The organism is Polaromonas sp. Polasp52, from assembly GCF_059491565.1.
The window spans coordinates 1,746,695-1,762,464 of record NZ_CP168513.1 but is presented as its reverse complement, the minus strand read 5'-3'; the positions used below and the strand labels follow the sequence as shown (position 1 = coordinate 1,762,464).

At 63.0% G+C, this 15,770-nt stretch carries 15 protein-coding genes and 1 pseudogene; 15 read left to right on the top strand and 1 reads right to left on the bottom strand.

What is annotated here, in order from left to right; all coding sequences use genetic code 11:
* Positions 1 to 18: 18 nt before the first annotated feature.
* On the top strand, positions 19 to 705 hold the full coding sequence (locus ACEN9P_RS08235) for a HEPN domain-containing protein (protein WP_495621666.1): 687 nt from the start codon (positions 19 to 21) through the stop codon (positions 703 to 705).
* Positions 706 to 752: 47 nt separating this feature from the next.
* Here ACEN9P_RS08235 and ACEN9P_RS08230 read toward each other — a convergent pair whose 3' ends face one another.
* Positions 753 to 1,790 (bottom strand): AraC family transcriptional regulator, encoded by a 1,038-nt coding sequence (locus ACEN9P_RS08230; protein ID WP_495621665.1) that lies wholly within the window; start codon positions 1,788 to 1,790, stop codon positions 753 to 755.
* A 181-nt stretch (positions 1,791 to 1,971) separates the two neighbouring features.
* On the opposite strand from ACEN9P_RS08230, the gene ACEN9P_RS08225 reads away from it, so the two are divergent.
* The 14 genes and pseudogenes from ACEN9P_RS08225 (at position 1,972) to ACEN9P_RS08160 (ending at position 15,689) form a co-directional block, all read left to right on the top strand.
* Positions 1,972 to 3,594: a carboxyl transferase domain-containing protein gene (locus tag ACEN9P_RS08225; protein WP_495621664.1), complete on the top strand. Its 1,623-nt coding sequence runs from the start codon at positions 1,972 to 1,974 to the stop codon at positions 3,592 to 3,594.
* Positions 3,595 to 3,618: 24 nt separating this feature from the next.
* Entirely contained in the window at positions 3,619 to 4,755 is a 1,137-nt protein-coding gene (locus ACEN9P_RS08220) for an acyl-CoA dehydrogenase family protein (RefSeq protein ID WP_495621663.1), read from the top strand.
* A complete protein-coding gene (locus tag ACEN9P_RS08215; protein WP_495621662.1) occupies positions 4,748 to 5,905 on the top strand; it encodes a dienelactone hydrolase family protein in 1,158 nt (385 codons plus the stop codon). The genes ACEN9P_RS08220 and ACEN9P_RS08215 overlap by 8 nt, the downstream gene beginning before the upstream one ends.
* Positions 5,902 to 6,693, top strand: a complete 792-nt coding sequence (locus ACEN9P_RS08210) for an enoyl-CoA hydratase/isomerase family protein (protein ID WP_495621661.1) — start codon at positions 5,902 to 5,904, stop codon at positions 6,691 to 6,693. The genes ACEN9P_RS08215 and ACEN9P_RS08210 overlap by 4 nt, the downstream gene beginning before the upstream one ends.
* Positions 6,690 to 7,358, top strand: a complete 669-nt coding sequence (locus ACEN9P_RS08205) for a DUF4126 domain-containing protein (protein ID WP_495621660.1) — start codon at positions 6,690 to 6,692, stop codon at positions 7,356 to 7,358. The genes ACEN9P_RS08210 and ACEN9P_RS08205 overlap by 4 nt, the downstream gene beginning before the upstream one ends.
* Positions 7,351 to 9,363 carry an acetyl/propionyl/methylcrotonyl-CoA carboxylase subunit alpha gene (locus ACEN9P_RS08200; protein WP_495621659.1) on the top strand — a complete coding sequence of 671 codons (2,013 nt, stop codon included), beginning with the start codon at positions 7,351 to 7,353 and terminating at the stop codon, positions 9,361 to 9,363. The genes ACEN9P_RS08205 and ACEN9P_RS08200 overlap by 8 nt, the downstream gene beginning before the upstream one ends.
* A 31-nt stretch (positions 9,364 to 9,394) precedes the next feature.
* Positions 9,395 to 10,333 (top strand): 2-hydroxyacid dehydrogenase, encoded by a 939-nt coding sequence (locus tag ACEN9P_RS08195; protein WP_495621658.1) that lies wholly within the window; start codon positions 9,395 to 9,397, stop codon positions 10,331 to 10,333.
* A gap of 152 nt (positions 10,334 to 10,485) precedes the next feature.
* Positions 10,486 to 11,406, top strand: a complete 921-nt coding sequence (locus ACEN9P_RS08190) for a hydroxymethylglutaryl-CoA lyase (RefSeq protein ID WP_495621657.1) — start codon at positions 10,486 to 10,488, stop codon at positions 11,404 to 11,406.
* 1 nt (position 11,407) lies between these two features.
* Positions 11,408 to 11,902: pseudogene (locus tag ACEN9P_RS08185) on the top strand (YbaK/EbsC family protein); the annotation flags it as partial.
* A gap of 9 nt (positions 11,903 to 11,911) precedes the next feature.
* Positions 11,912 to 12,163, top strand: coding sequence for a DUF1289 domain-containing protein (locus ACEN9P_RS08180; RefSeq protein WP_495622151.1), 252 nt, complete (start codon positions 11,912 to 11,914; stop codon positions 12,161 to 12,163).
* A 21-nt stretch (positions 12,164 to 12,184) separates the two neighbouring features.
* Positions 12,185 to 12,835, top strand: coding sequence for a 2-hydroxychromene-2-carboxylate isomerase (locus ACEN9P_RS08175; RefSeq protein WP_495621656.1), 651 nt, complete (start codon positions 12,185 to 12,187; stop codon positions 12,833 to 12,835).
* A 243-nt stretch (positions 12,836 to 13,078) separates the two neighbouring features.
* The gene (locus ACEN9P_RS08170; protein ID WP_495621655.1) at positions 13,079 to 14,737 is read left to right on the top strand and encodes an MFS transporter; all 1,659 of its coding nucleotides are present in this window, start codon (positions 13,079 to 13,081) and stop codon (positions 14,735 to 14,737) included.
* A gap of 145 nt (positions 14,738 to 14,882) precedes the next feature.
* Positions 14,883 to 15,035, top strand: a complete 153-nt coding sequence (locus ACEN9P_RS08165) for a hypothetical protein (RefSeq protein ID WP_477662428.1) — start codon at positions 14,883 to 14,885, stop codon at positions 15,033 to 15,035.
* Between the two features lie 180 nt (positions 15,036 to 15,215).
* The gene (locus tag ACEN9P_RS08160; protein ID WP_074579792.1) at positions 15,216 to 15,689 is read left to right on the top strand and encodes a hypothetical protein; all 474 of its coding nucleotides are present in this window, start codon (positions 15,216 to 15,218) and stop codon (positions 15,687 to 15,689) included.
* Positions 15,690 to 15,770: the final 81 nt, after the last annotated feature.

Sequence of the window (15,770 nt, the reverse complement as noted above, 5' to 3'; positions counted from 1 at the left end):
CGAAGTCGAGCGCGACAGGTGTTTGAGCTCCAAATTGATGAAGCTATTCATGAGCTCGCCCCGCTCTATAAAACGACTCGAATTGGGGGGGGCGGAACGCGTTTGTTGGCTGCATATTATGTTTTTGCTTTTGCGCAGTTAGAGGTGTATATAAAAAGCTTTGTAGAAGATTCCCTGAGTGCTGTTCAAGCATCTAATCCATCCTTTGATAAATGGCCCGATTTAATGCTGGCTTACTTGCTGCATAAGAGCGAAAACTTAGGCGCTGAGTATCGAAAATTTGGCATTGGAGAGGATGAGGGAGCAATCTTGGCAAAGATTGCTCAAACGGCCAGAAAAATTGCAGTTTGGGGCGGTGGCGGAGCAATACCGGTAGCACTTGATGCGGCTGCATTCTTAGATAAGAAAAAATATCCGTCACCAAAAAATCTTCCTCAACTTTTCAGAAGACTTGGCGTAACTCAGATATGGGCCGTGGTAAGTGCGGCCGGACGGATGAATAGCGAACTTATTCTGACGTCTCTAAACGATCTGCGGACGGATATCGCTCATGAAGGAAAAGTTCCACCGGGATTTGGCATCACTGATTTCCGCGAACGACTTGAGCAGATGCGACGTTTTGTCGCTGCTCTGGACCGCGGGATGTCTAAATATTTCTGTACCGATGTAATGCGTCGAGCTACTTGGAACGCTTCAGTTACTTAGACGGCAGAAACTCATAAAAATTTGATGATGTTCTGAGCGCATGGATGTCAAAGATCCTTGGGTTCGTTTTGCCGTCGAAACTGTGCAGGGGGAAATCCTTCTTTCTCCCGAAACGCCCTCGTAAAACTCTTCTCATTCCGAAACCCCGAAGCCTCAGCCACCTGCTTGATCGGCTTGGAAGTCCGCAGCAACAAGTCCTTGGCTTTTTCAAACCGCACCTCGTCCTTGAGCTGCTGCAGCGAAGCCCCTTCTTCCTGAAGTTGGCGGTGTAAAGAGCGCGGCGACATGTTTAAAGCCGCGGCCAGGGTCTCCGCGGTATGGGATGCGACCGCAGGGTTGGCAAGCGCCTGTCGAACCTGTTCCACCAGCAAACGATCTCGCCGATACTGCAACACCGTCAACGGCAAAGCCCGCTGCAGCATCTGCTGCAAGGCTTTTTCATCGCGCCGCAGCGGCAAAGCCAGGTAACGCGCGTCAAAGCGGATCTCGGCCTGCGCGGCCTTGAACTGCAGGCCCGGGCCGGGGAACATCAGTGCATAAGCCTCCACATGGGCCGGCGCCTCAAACGGAAAGCGCGCGCCCTGCAAGGGAATGCGCGAATCCACATACCAGCAGGCCAGGCCGTGGATATTGCGCAGCACATGGACCAGGCCGAACTCACCGACCTTACCTGGCACTTTTTCTTCCACCGTGATCGCGGCTGTGTCGCCGCTGGTCGCCAGGCGAAGAATGATGTCGTCGGCAATGAGTGCATGGTGGCGGCACCAGCGTTTAAGCGCTATGCCCAGGTTGGGCGAGCTGATCGATGCGCGGGCCAGCATGCCGTAGCTGCCCCAGGGCAGTTTGCGGCCAAAGGCGCCCAGGCCTTCGTCGCCCAGTTCCTGCATGGCCGCGCCTGAGAGGACTTCCATCTGGCGGGCCGTGATGTGGCCGTTGGCCTGTTTAAGCTGGTTTGGCGTGATCTGTGCCAGTTTCAGGGCCTGGTCCGGGCTGCTGCCGTAGCGTTTGTAGGCGGCCGCTATGCTTCTGGCAAAGGCCATGGGCGTGGCGGCGACGGGTGGGTTGGCGAGGCTGCGGGAGGGCATCCGCTGATTCTCGGTGTCGTTGGCAGGATTTGCCACCTTGTTGGCGGCCTGCCGGGGGCGGGTTTTCGCTAAGCTGGCTGTTTGGCGCTAAGGTAGGGCCGGTACGCCCTGCCGCCTACCTATTTGGGTAGGACCTCTGCGCCCGCCCATGCCTTGTCAGCGCCCCCATCAGGAAAAATCCATGTCCGCTCTTGAGACCCAGCTCAACGCCCGTTCCGCCGACTTCCAGGCCAATGCCGCCGCCATGCGCGCGCTGGTCGACGACCTGACGGCCAAAGTCGCCAAGGCCGCCCAGGGCGGCGGTGATGTGGCCCGTGCGCGCCACACCTCACGCGGCAAGCTGCTGCCGCGCGACCGGGTGCAGATGCTGCTGGACCCGGGCACGCCTTTCCTCGAGCTTTCGCCGCTGGCCGCGTTTGCCATGTACCCGGACCGCGACGGCACTGACAGCGCGCCTTGCGCGGGCGTGATCGCGGGCATAGGCCGCATCAGCGGTGTGGACTGCATGATTGTGTGCAATGACGCCACCGTGAAGGGCGGCACCTATTACCCGATGACGGTCAAAAAGCATTTGCGCGCGCAGGAGATCGCGCAGCAGAACAACCTGCCTTGTGTCTACCTGGTCGACTCGGGCGGCGCCAACCTGCCCAACCAGGACGAGGTGTTTCCGGACCGCGACCATTTCGGCCGCATCTTTTTTAACCAGGCGAATATGAGCGCCCAGGGCATTGCGCAGATCGCCGTCGTGATGGGCAGCTGCACGGCCGGCGGCGCTTATGTGCCGGCCATGAGCGACGAGACCATCATTGTCAAAAACCAGGGCACGATTTTTCTGGGCGGCCCGCCGCTGGTCAAGGCCGCGATTGGCGAGATTGTCAGCGCCGAAGACCTGGGCGGCGGCGATGTGCACACCCGCCTTTCGGGCGTGGCCGACCATCTGGCGCAGAACGACCCGCATGCGCTGGCCCTGGCGCGCCGCGCAGTCGCCAACCTGAACCGGCAAAAGCAGCCCGGGCAGGTGCTGCGCACGCCGGTGCCGCCGCTGTACCCGGCTGAAGAGCTGTATGGCGTGATCCCCACCGACACGCGCAAGCCTTATGACGTGCGCGAGATCATTGCGCGCATTGTGGACGGCAGCGAGTTTGCCGAGTTCAAGGCGCGTTACGGCGCCACCCTGGTCTGCGGTTTTGCGCATGTCGAGGGCATGCCGGTGGGCATCATCGCCAACAACGGCATTTTGTTCAGCGAATCGGCGCAAAAGGGCGCGCATTTCATCGAGCTGTGCTGCCAGCGCAAGATACCGCTGGTGTTCTTGCAGAACATCACCGGTTTTATGGTCGGCAAGAAGTACGAGGCCGAAGGCATTGCGCGCCACGGCGCCAAGATGGTGATGGCGGTGGCCACGGCCCAGGTGCCCAAGTTCACCATCATCATTGGCGGCAGTTATGGCGCGGGCAATTACGGCATGTGCGGCCGGGCGTATTCGCCGCGCTTTTTGTGGATGTGGCCGAATGCGCGCATCTGCGTGATGGGCGGCGAGCAGGCCGCCGGCGTGCTGGCCACGGTCAAGCGCGACGCGATTGAAGCCAAGGGCGGCACCTGGAGCGCCGAAGAAGAGGCCGCCTTCAAGCAGCCGGTGCTGGACCAGTTCGGCCACCAGTCGCATCCTTATTACTCCAGCGCACGGTTGTGGGACGACGGTGTGATTGACCCGGCCGACACGCGGCGTGTGCTGGCGCTGGGCCTTTCGGCCACCTTGAACCAGCCGATTCCCGAGACCAAGTTCGGCGTGTTCCGCATGTAAGCCAGGCCCTCCACAAAGCCGGCCATGGACAACATCTACATCACCCCCGAGCACGAACTGCTGCGCGAGCAGGTCGCGCGCTTTATCGCGCGCGAGGTCGAGCCTTTTGCCGCGGCCTGGGAAGAAGCCGGCTGCGTGCCGCGCGAGGTGCTGCGCAAAATGGGCGAGGCCGGCCTGCTGGGCCTGATGTATGAGGCCGAGTACGGCGGCGCCGAGGCCGATGCCTTGACCAACCTGGTGTTTGCCGAGGCGCTGTCGCAGTCGACCTTTGGCGGCTTCATCATCACGGTGCTGGTGCATACCGACATGGCCAGCCCGCATCTGTTCCACGCGGGCAATGCGGCGCAGAAGGCGCGTTATATGCCCGATGTGATTGCCGGCAAGACGATTACCGCGGTCGGCATCACCGAGCCCGGCGCGGGCTCGGACGTGGCGGGCATGCGCATGACGGCAAAACGTGACGGCGATGAATGGGTGCTGAACGGCACCAAGATGTTCATCACCAATGGTGTACACGCCAAGCTGTATTTCATCGCGGCCAAAACCGGTACGGCGCGGCACGACGTGTCCATGTTCATCGTCGAAAAAGGCACGCCGGGTTTTAGCGTGGGCCGTGCGCTCAAGAAGACCGGCTGGCTCTCGTCCGACACGGCCGAGCTGGTGTTTGACCATGTGCGCATCCCGGCCGGCAACCTGCTGGGCGAGGAGGGCAAGGGTTTTTATTCGGTCATGAAAAACTTCCAGACCGAACGTATCGCCCTCGCGGCCATGGCGGTCGGCCATTGCACCCAGGCGCTGAAGATGACGCTGGACCATGTGCGCCAACGCCAGGCCTTTGGCGCCACGCTGTGGGACAAACAGACGATACGCCAGCGCATCGCCATGCTGGACGCCAAGACGCGCGCGGCGCGGCAGTTTATGTACCACTGCGCCTGGTCGGTGACCCAGGGGCGCGACATTGTGCAGGAAGTCTCCATGCTCAAGGCGCTGACGGGTGAGCTGGTCAACGAAGTGCTGCAGACCTGCCAGCAATTCCACGGCGGCATGGGCTTTATCCGCGAGACCGCGATTGAACGCCTGTGGCGCGATGCGCGTGTGCTGGGCATAGGCGGCGGTGCAACCGAGGTGATGCTTGAGGAAGTGGCAAAACGTTATGACTGACATCCGTCGTTTAGGGTTGCTGGGCGTCTTGCTGTGCACCGCCCTGGCCGGCCAGGTGCGCGCGCAGGAGCCCGAGCTTAATGCGGCGCTCAATGAGTCCGTGCTCATGGTCTCCAAAAAAGCGCTCATAGGCAGCACCGAGCTTGAAACCACGGTGTACAAGCCCGACGGCCCCGGGCCTTTCCCGGTGGTGGTGATCAACCACGGCAAGTCGCTGGGGGACCCGCGCTTCCAGTCGCGCTACCGGCCGTCCATTGCGGCGCGCTATTTTTTGCAGCGCGGTTATATGGTGCTGGTGCCCATGCGCCAGGGTTTTTCCAAATCCAGCGGCGGTTATATAGGCGGCGGCTGCAATGTGGAAAGCAACGGCCGTGTCCAGGCCGAGGATGTCAAGGCCGTGCTCGACTACGCGCTGGCGCAGCCCGATGCCGACAAAAACCGCATCCTGGTGCTGGGCCAGTCGCACGGCGGCTGGACCACGCTGGCCTTCGGCACGCTCAACTACCCCGGCGTCAAAGGCCTGGTCAACTTTGCGGGCGGCCTGCGGCAGGAAAGCTGCGCGGGCTGGCAGGCCAACCTGGCCAGGGCCGCGGGCAGCTACGCGGCCGAGACCCAAGTGCCTTCCTTATGGTTTTATGGCGACAACGACAGCTATTTTTCGTCATCCACCTGGCAGGACATGGCGGCGCGCTACAACAGCGGCGGCGAGAAGGCGCGTGTGGTCGCCTTCGGCACCTTCGGCAGCGATTCGCACAGCATGTTCGGCTCCAGCAAAGGCCAGGGCATCTGGCAGCCTGAAGTCACGCGTTTCCTGGAAAAGATTGGCCTGCCCAGCCAACCCCTGCCGGCGTATGCGCGCTTTGCGCCCTCGGGCGCCAAAACCGAGCTGCCGCCCAAGACCGATTTTGCGGCCATCGATGAGGAGCCCAAGGTGCCCTCGCTGTCGGCGGCCGGCAAGGCGGGCTACAAGGTCTTCCTGGGCAAGGATGTGCCGCGCGCCTTTGCCATAGGCCCCGCCGGCGGCTGGGGCTGGGCCGAGGGCGGCGACGATCCCGCCAAACGCGCGCTGGACAGCTGCAACCGCCACGCCACCACCGCAAAATGCAAGCTCTATGCCGTCGATCACGACGTTGTCTGGACCACACCATGAACCACCTGAGCATCCATACCGAGGCGCTGGTCGCCACCGTCACCCTGAACCGCCCCGAGGTGCGCAATGCCTTTAACGAGGAGGTGATCGCCGAGATGACCCAGGCCTTTGTCGAGCTGGGCATGCGCGACGAGGTGCGCTGTGTGGTGCTGGCGGCCCAGGGCCCAGCCTTTTGCGCGGGCGCGGACCTGAACTGGATGCGCAGCATGGCCGACTACACCTACAAACAGAACATGGAAGACGCGGGCCGCCTCGCGACCATGCTGCAGGCTGTTTATGAATGCCCCAAACCCGTCATTGCCCGCATACAAGGCGATGTGTATGCGGGGGGCATGGGCCTGGTGGCGGCTTGCGACATGGCGGTGTCCGTTGACACGGCCGGCTACTGCCTTAGCGAGGTCAAGCTGGGCCTGATCCCGGCCACCATCAGCCCTTATGTGATTCGCGCCATGGGTACACGCGCGGCGCATCGCTACTTTTTGACGGCCGAGCGTTTTGATGCGGCCGAGGCGCTGCGCATAGGCTTTGTGCACGAGGTTGTGGCGGCCGAAGCGCTGGACGCCAAGGTGGCTGAGCTCGTGAAAACCCTGGTCAATGCCGGCCCCGAGGCCGTGAAGCTGTGCAAAAAGCTGGTGCAGGACGTGGCGGGCCAGGCCATCACCCATGAACTCACGCAGATGACGGTGCAGGCGATTGCCGATGTGCGTGTAAGCCCCGAGGGGCGTGAAGGCGTTCAGTCCTTCCTGCAAAAGCGCAAGCCTGATTGGTTGCCGGCCAAACCATCATGAACACCCTGGACACCGCACAACTGATCGCCCTGGCCGGCGCGCTGGGCTGGGCCAGCGGCGTGCGCCTTTACCTGGTGGTGCTGCTGACCGGCCTGGCCGGTTTTATGGGCTGGGTGCAGTTGCCGTCGGGCCTGCAGCTGCTGGCCCACCCGGTGGTGCTGGGCATCAGCGGCTTTATGGTGTTTGTCGAGTTTTTTGCCGACAAGATCCCGGGCCTGGATTCTTTGTGGGATGTGGTGCATGGCGTGATCCGCATCCCGGCCGGCGCGGCGCTGGCGGCCGCGGTGTTTGGCGGCGACAACGGCCTGGGCGCGCTGGTGGCGGCCCTGCTGGGCGGCACGCTGGCGGCCACCAGTTTTGCCGCCAAAGCCACCACGCGTGCGGCCATCAATACCTCGCCCGAGCCCTTCAGCAATATCGGCGCCTCGCTGCTCGAGGACGGCCTGGTGCCGCTGGGCCTGTGGCTGGCGATTGTCCATCCCCTGGTTTTTGTGGTGCTGCTGGCCCTGGTGCTGGTGCTCAGTGTCTGGCTGATACGGGTGTGCTGGCGATTCCTGCGCCAGCTCTTTATCCGTGTGGCGCGCATTTTCAGCGGCAGGCCTGATCCGGGAACCACCGCCGCTTTTAGCTTGAAATCTCCTTTCTCAAAGAACGACCATGTTTAAAAAAATCCTGATTGCCAATCGCGGTGAAATAGCTTGCCGCGTTGCCGCCACGGCGCGCCGCATGGCCATCCAGTCCGTCGCCGTGTATTCCGATGCCGATGCGGGTGCCAAACATGTGGGCTTTTGCGACGAGGCGGTGCATATCGGCGGCAGCGCGCCCAAGGACAGTTATTTGCGCTGGGAGCGCATCATCGAAGCGGCGAAAGCCACGGGCGCCGAGGCGATTCACCCGGGCTATGGCTTTCTGAGCGAGAACGAGGAGTTTGCCCAGGCCTGCGCTACCGCCGGCCTGGTCTTTATAGGCCCGCCGGCCTCGGCCATCAAGGCCATGGGCCTGAAAGCCGAGTCCAAACAGCTGATGGAAAAAGCCGGTGTGCCGCTGGTGCCCGGTTACCACGGCAGCGACCAGGACCCGGTATTGCTGAAACGCGAGGCCGACCGCATTGGCTACCCGGTGCTGATCAAGGCCAGCGCGGGCGGCGGCGGCAAGGGCATGCGCGCGGTGGACAAGAGCGAAGACTTTGAAGCCGCGCTGGCATCGTGCAAACGCGAGGCCATCAACAGCTTTGGCGACGACGCGGTGCTGGTCGAAAAATACGCGCAGCGTCCGCGCCATATCGAGATACAGGTGTTTGGCGACACCCACGGTAATTACGTCTACCTGTTCGAGCGCGACTGCTCGGTGCAGCGCCGCCACCAGAAAGTGCTGGAAGAAGCGCCGGCCCCCGGCATGACCGAAGCCATGCGCAAGCAGATGGGCGAGGCGGCGGTCGCGGCCGCGCGCGCCGTGAACTACGTGGGCGCCGGCACCGTGGAATTTATCGTGGAGCAGCGCACAGACGGCAGCATGAACTTCTTCTTTATGGAGATGAACACGCGCTTGCAAGTCGAACACCCGGTGACCGAAGCCATCACCGGCCTGGACCTGGTCGAATGGCAATTGCGTGTGGCCTCGGGCGAAAAGCTGCCGCTGGCGCAAGAGCAACTGCGCATCACCGGCCATGCCATCGAGGCGCGCATCTGCGCCGAAACACCGGACAACAACTTCCTGCCGGCCACCGGCAGCCTGCATGTCTATAAAAAGCCGGTGCACACCGCGTTTGAGCGCGCAAATATGAGCGACACCGGTGTCGCGGTGCGTGTGGATGACGGCGTGCGCGAAGGCGATGCGATTTCGCCCTATTACGACTCCATGGTGGCCAAGCTCATCGTGCATGGCGCCACGCGTGAAGAGGCGCTGGCCCGGCTGGACGACGCGCTGGCGCAGACCCGCATCGTGGGCCTGAGCACCAATGTGCAGTTTTTGCGTTATGTGGTGCGCAGCCCTTCCTTTGCCAAGGCCAACCTGGACACGGCGCTGATCCAGCGCGAGGAAGCCGTGCTCTTCAAGCAGGAGCCCGTGGGCCTGGCCATGGCGGCCGCCGCGGCGGTGGCGAAACAGCTGCTGGACGAGCGGGCCCTGGCGGGCGACGACCCTTTCAGCCGCCGCGACGGCTGGCGTTCGCACGGCGTGGTACAGCGGCGTTTTGAGTTTGAGTTCCATGGCGAGCCGGCCAAGGCGGCCTTGACCTATGGGCATGACGGTTCGCTGCATCTCGCACTGGACGAAGTGGCGGGGCCGCTGGTGTTTGCCGAAACCGCGCAGGGCATAGAGGTGCAGTTCGCGGGCCAGCGCATGACGGCGGCCGTTTATGCGCAGGGCGAGCTGGACCATGTGTTCACCGCCAAAGGCGCAACGCAAATCCTTTCCATAGACCTGCTGGCCCATGCGGGCGAGGCCCAGGCCGAGGGCGGGCGCCTGACCGCGCCCATGCCGGGCAAGGTGGTCTCCTTTGCCGTCAAAGCCGGCGACAAGGTCAGCAAAGGCCAGCCGCTGGCCGTGATGGAGGCCATGAAAATGGAGCACACGATTGCCGCGCCGGCCGACGGTGTGGTGCAGGAATTGCTCTATGCGCCGGGCGACCAGGTCAACGAGGGTGCGGAATTGTTGAAAATAGCCGTTTGAGTTTTGTTTTGCTTCAAACGGGATTTTTTTCATGCGCATCAGTTTTTGCTGTTCCGACACCAAACCCCAGCCCTGGGTAGACGGCCTCAAGGCGGCTTTTCCGGATGCCGATGTGAGCTTGTGGTCCGCCGGCGCGGAGCCGGCCGATTACGCGGTGGTCTGGGCACCGCCCCAGCAGTTCTTTGATGAGCAGACGCGGCTCAAGGGCATCTTCAATATAGGCGCGGGCGTCGATGCGCTCATGAAGCTGAAGCTGCCGGCCGGCGTGCCGGTGGTGCGGCTGGACGATGCCGGCATGTCGGCGCAGATGGCCGAGTTTGTCTGCCATGCGGTGATACGCCACTTCCGCGAGCTGGACGGCTACGAGGCCGACATTGCCGGGGGCAAGTGGTCATACCGCAAGCCGCGTTTGCGCACCGACTATCCCATAGGCGTGATGGGCCTGGGGGTGCTCGGTGAGCGTGTGAGCCGGGCGCTCGCGCAGTTTGACTTTCCGGTCAATGGCTGGAGCCGTTCGCCCAAGGTGGTGGAGGGCGTGCGCTGCTATTCAGGCGAGGTCGGCAGTGCGGGCTTCCAGGATTTCCTGGCGGCCAGCCGTTTCCTGGTCTGTCTGCTGCCGTTGACGCCCGACACCCAGGGCATCATGAACCGCGACACGCTGTCGCGGCTGCGGCCGGGCGGCTACGTCATCAATGTGGCGCGCGGTGCCCACCTGGTGGAGGAGGACCTGCTGGCGCTGATAGACAGCGGCCAGCTGGCCGGCGCGACGCTGGATGTGTTCCGCACCGAGCCGCTGCCGTCGGAGCATGCCTTCTGGAAACACCCCAAGATCACCATCACGCCGCACACCTCGGCCCGCACGCTGCGCGAGGAAAGCATTGCCCAGATCGCCGGGAAAATACGCAGCCTGGCGAGCGGTGCGCCTATCAACACCCTTGCCGGCGTGGTTGACCCGAAAAAGGGATACTAGAAATGGAGCCCCCACGGTCGCTCGCTGCGCGTAGCTCCCTGCCCCCCGAGGGGGCCGCTGCGCCTGCGGCCCGGCAAAGCCGGTTCCGCGGCCCCTGCTTGCTTAAGAACCGGTTGCCGGTGGGTGACCACCCCGTCTCCTGAAAGAGCCCCATGAAACTACCTTCCAAAGTCAAGCTTGTCGACGTAGGCCCGCGCGACGGTTTGCAGAATGAAAAAGCCCAGGTGCCGGCCGCCGTCAAGATAGAGCTGGTGCACCGGCTGCAGGACGCGGGCCTGACCGAGATCGAGGTCACCAGCTACGTTTCGCCCAAATGGGTGCCGCAGATGGCCGACAACGCCGAGGTGATGGCCGGCATCCAGCGCAAGCCCGGTGTGCGCTACTCGGTGCTGACGCCCAATATGAAAGGCTTTGAAGCCGCGGTTGCGCCGCCGCGCGAACTGTGGCCCGACGAGATCGTGGTGTTCGGCGCGGCCAGCGAGGCCTTCAGCCAGAAGAACATCAACTGCTCGATTGCCGAAAGCATTGAGCGCTTCCGCCCCGTGGTCGAGGCCGCGCGTGAAAAAGGCATTTATGTGCGCGGCGCCATGTCCTGCACCGTGGGCTGCCCTTACGAGGGCGAGATCGCCCCCGAGCGTGTGGACATGCTGGCCGGCCTGATGAAGGGCATAGGTGTGCAGCATGTGGGTGTGGCCGACACGATTGGTGTGGGTACGCCGCTCAAGGTGCAGCGCGCACTCGACGCGACGCTCAAGCATTTCGACATCAACGATGTGTCGGGCCATTTCCACGACACCTACGGCCAGGCCCTGGGCAACACCCTGGCTTCGCTGCAGATGGGTGTCTGGCAGTTCGACACCTCCTCGGCCGGCCTGGGCGGCTGCCCTTTTGCCAAGGGCGCGACCGGCAATGTGGCGACCGAGGACGTGGTTTATTTGCTGCACGGCATGGGCATCAGCACCGGGATTGACCTCGACAAGCTGATCGATGCCGGAAAATTCATCAGCGACTTCCTGGGCCGCAAACCGAATTCCCGCGCCGCGACGGCGCTTCTGAACAAACGAGCGAATTGATATGTGTGGTGCTGAACTGAAGAGCTTGCCCGAAGGGGTTCAACGAGTGGCGGCGGTGCTGCGCGAATGCGGCCATCCGCATATGCCCGTGATGCTGGACGATGCGGCGCGTACCGCGCAGCAGGCGGCCGATGCGCTGGGCGTGCGCCTGGGGCAGATCGCCAAGAGCATCATCTTTCGCCGCAAGTCGGACGATGCCGCGGTGCTGGTCGTGACCTCGGGCGACAGGCGGGTCGATGAACGCAAGGTCGAGGCCCTGGTCTGCAGCGACGGCAAGCGCGTGGGCCGCGCCGATGCGGATTTTGTGAAAAGCAAGACCGGTTTTTCCATAGGGGGCGTGTCGCCCGTGGGGCATATCAGCCAGGCCGTGGTGCTGGTGGACCTGAGCCTGATGCGTTTTGACGAGGTCTGGGCCGCGGCCGGCCATCCGCATGCGGTGTTCAAGCTGATGCCGCAGGAGCTGGAGCTGCTGACCGGCGCGCCGGTGGTCGACGTGGCCGTGGATATGGGCGAGGAGGCCATCGCGCGCGAGCAGGCCGTGGCCCGGGTGATGGAGCGCGGCCGCACGGTGGAGGCCGCGGGCGATGACGTGCCTTCGCCCTGCATCTCGGTGTGCCGCGTGAATGCCGACAGCGGGCTGTGCGAAGGCTGCTTTCGCACCCTGGGCGAGATCTCGGTCTGGGCGCGCTCCGGCCCCGAGGCGCAGCGCGAACTCTGGCGCACCATAGGCCAGCGCATGGCGGCGGTACAGGCCTGAACATTCAAGGGAGAGGGTTTCATGAAGCACATCACTTTTTATTTTGATTTCATCTCTCCCTATGCCTACCTCGCTTTCGAGCAGCTGCCCGAAGCCCTCAAGGGCCTGAGCTACAGCGTCAGCTACCGGCCGGTGCTGTTTGCGGCGCTGCTCAAGCACCACGGCCAGCTGGGCCCGGCGGAGATCGCGCCCAAGCGCGACTGGACCTACCGGCAGGTGCTGTGGCATGCGCACAGCAAGGGCATTGCCATGCAGATGCCGGCCAGCCATCCCTTCAACCCCTTGCCGCTGCTGCGGCTGGCCAGTGCCTGCGGCACGCCCGACGATCCGGCCAGCCCCAACCGCTATGTCTGCGAAACCATGTTTCGCCATGTCTGGCAGGGCGGTGCCGAGGCCGCGGATGCGCAGCGGCTTGCGGCGCTCGCGGCGCAGCTTGCAGCGCAGCGCACGCTGGGTGATGACGAGGCCAAGGCGCAACTCAAAAAGAATACCGACGAGGCGATTGCGCACGATGTGTTCGGTGTGCCCGCGATGGAAGTCGACGGCAAAATTTTCTGGGGCTTCGATGCACTGCCCATGCTGCGCGAATACCTGCTGGGCAACAGCTGGTTTGAAGGCGAAGGCTGGAACGGCGTGAGCAAGGTCGCCGTGGGCATTTCGCGCAAGGCCTGAGCGCGTAAGCACGCGTGCAGGCGTGTAAGCGAGTTTTACGCGGCGCGTAAAAAGGTTCTAGGCGTTTTCCCGGAGTGGCTTCGTATGCTGAAAAGTTTCTCAAGGGTTTCCCCTTGAGTTGTCAGCCACGCATAAGTTTCACGCAAGCTCCTGTTATTTTCACGTCAGAGCTAGGTCAGGGACTCCAAAAATAATCAGTGCAGCTTCCATACCGGAGGCCTTCACTATTTGGAGACACACATCATGGCAACAGCCGTCGACAACAGACCCATGACCGCCGAGCAGAAGAAGGTGATCTTCGCCTCTTCGCTCGGCACGGTATTCGAGTGGTACGACTTCTACCTCTACGGATCATTGGCCGCCATCATCGCCAAGCAGTTCTTCAGCGGACTGGACGCGGGCTCGGCCTTCATCTTCGCGCTGCTCGCGTTCGCCGCCGGCTTCATCGTGCGCCCCTTCGGCGCGCTGGTGTTCGGCCGGCTGGGCGACATGATCGGCCGCAAGTACACCTTCCTGGTCACCATCGTGATCATGGGCTTGTCGACCTTCATCGTGGGCCTGCTGCCCAACTACGCGTCCATCGGCGTTGCCGCGCCGGTGATCCTGATCGCGCTGCGCATGCTGCAAGGCCTGGCGCTGGGCGGTGAGTACGGCGGCGCCGCCGTCTACGTGGCCGAGCACTCGCCCCAGGGCAAGCGCGGCGCTTACACCTCCTGGATCCAGACCACGGCCACGCTGGGCCTGTTCCTGAGCCTGCTGGTGATCCTGGGTGTGCGCACCGCCATGGGCGAAGCCGCTTTCGCCGACTGGGGCTGGCGCGTTCCGTTCATCGTCTCCATCCTGCTGCTGGCCGTGTCGGTCTACATCCGCTTGTCGATGAACGAATCCCCCGCCTTCCAGAAGATGAAGGCCGAGGGCAAGACCTCCAAGGCCCCGCTGTCCGAGTCCTTCGGCCAGTGGCGCAACCTGAAGATCGTGATCCTGGCGCTGATCGGCCTGACCGCCGGCCAGGCCGTGGTCTGGTACTCGGGCCAGTTCTACGCGCTGTTCTTCCTGACGCAGGCGCTCAAGGTGGACGGCCCCACGGCCAACATCCTGGTGGCCTACTCGCTGATCCTGGGCACGCCTTTCTTCGTGATCTTCGGCACGCTGTCCGACAAGATCGGCCGCAAGCCCATCATCATGGCCGGCTGCCTGCTGGCCGTGGTCACCTACTTCCCGGTGTTCACCGCGCTGACCAAGGCCGCTAACCCCGACCTCGCCGCCGCGCAAGCCAAGAACAAGGTGATCGTGACCGCCGACCCGAACGAGTGCTCGTTCCAGTTCAACCCGACCGGCACCGTCAAGTTCACCAGCTCCTGCGACATCGCCAAGCAGGTGCTGGCAGGCGCATCGGTGAGCTATGACAACGTCGCCGCACCCGCCGGCACCGTGGCCAGCATCAAGATCGGCGAAAACGCCATCCCCAGCTACACCGCCAAGGGCCTGAGCGCCGACGACGCCAAGAAGAAGGACGCCGAGTTCAAGAAACTCATCGCGGACGACCTGAAGGCCGCCGGCTACCCCAGCAAGGCCGACCCGGCCAAGGTCGACAAGGTGATGGTCACCCTGATCCTGTTCTACCTGGTGATCCTGGTGACCATGGTCTACGGCCCGATCGCCGCCATGCTGGTCGAGCTGTTCCCGACCCGCATCCGCTACACCTCGATGAGCCTGCCGTACCACATTGGCAACGGCTGGTTCGGCGGCCTGCTGCCGACGACCGCCTTCGCCATCGTGGCGCAGACCGGCAATATGTACAACGGCCTCTGGTACCCCATCATCGTCGCCGGCATGACGCTGGTGGTGGGCACCTTGTTTATCAAGGAAACCAAGGACGTGGATATTTACGCCAACGACTGATTGGTGTGATCGCCGGGCGGGCCCAGCGGCCCGCGCCGGTTGGTGAGGCTCAAGAGCCTTGTGATATTTGCAGGCCCTCGTCATCCATGTGCCGGGGGCTTTTTTTTGGCCTTTTTTTGTTTTTGTTTTTTTGGAGAAGAGAAAAATGTGGAAACTCGTGCTCGGATTTATCGTGATCGCAGGCCTGGCCCTGTTCCTCTTGAACAAGGGCGGCGACATCGACCTCAGCGGTGAAAAGCATGGCGCCTTGCCCGCGCCGGCAGCGCCGGCCGCCGCCGCTACTCGTGCCGTGGCGTGAGGTATTGCCGCAAGAGGCGTTTTCAGTTGCAGGACATGGCCGCGACCCGTGCCCAAAAAGGTGCATTGGTGCTAAAAATGGGGTAAATTGAATCAGGGGCAACAAAAAAGTGTCACAAATGTCTCTGCATTACGCACAGCAGTCTGCGTTCCCCCTGGCGTACTTACTGGAGACCCGCTGATGATTTACACCAAGACGGAATTGGGCCAATCCGCATTGCAAGACCGTTCCATCCCGATGACACCGAGGCAACGCTCGGCGTTCATCATGTTTGACGGCAAGCGCAGCATGGAAGAGGTGGTCAAGGCCACCGCGGGCCTGGGCGTCACGGCTGAAGATATTTCCCACCTGCTGTCGCTGGGCCTGCTGGCGCCCGCCGCGGTGCAGCCGCCGGCCCCACCCGCCGCCCCGGCGCCCGCCGTGTCCGCGCACAACGCCGACGGCTCACCCACGCTGAGCGCGCAGGAACACTATTCCAGGGCCTACCCGATCGCCACGCGGCTCACGGCCGGCCTGGGCTTGCGCGGTTTCCGGCTCAACCTCGCGGTGGAAGCCGCGACCGACATCGACAAGCTCAAGGAACTCGCACCCAAGATCAAGGAAGCCGTGGGCCCCGAGAAGTTCAAGGAACTCGAGAACGCCCTCTACTTCTGAGCCAACCTGGCAGCCTGACACCGCGCGTCTGCAACTTCGCAAGCAGGGGCCGCGATCCGGCTCTGCCGGGCGCAAGGCGCC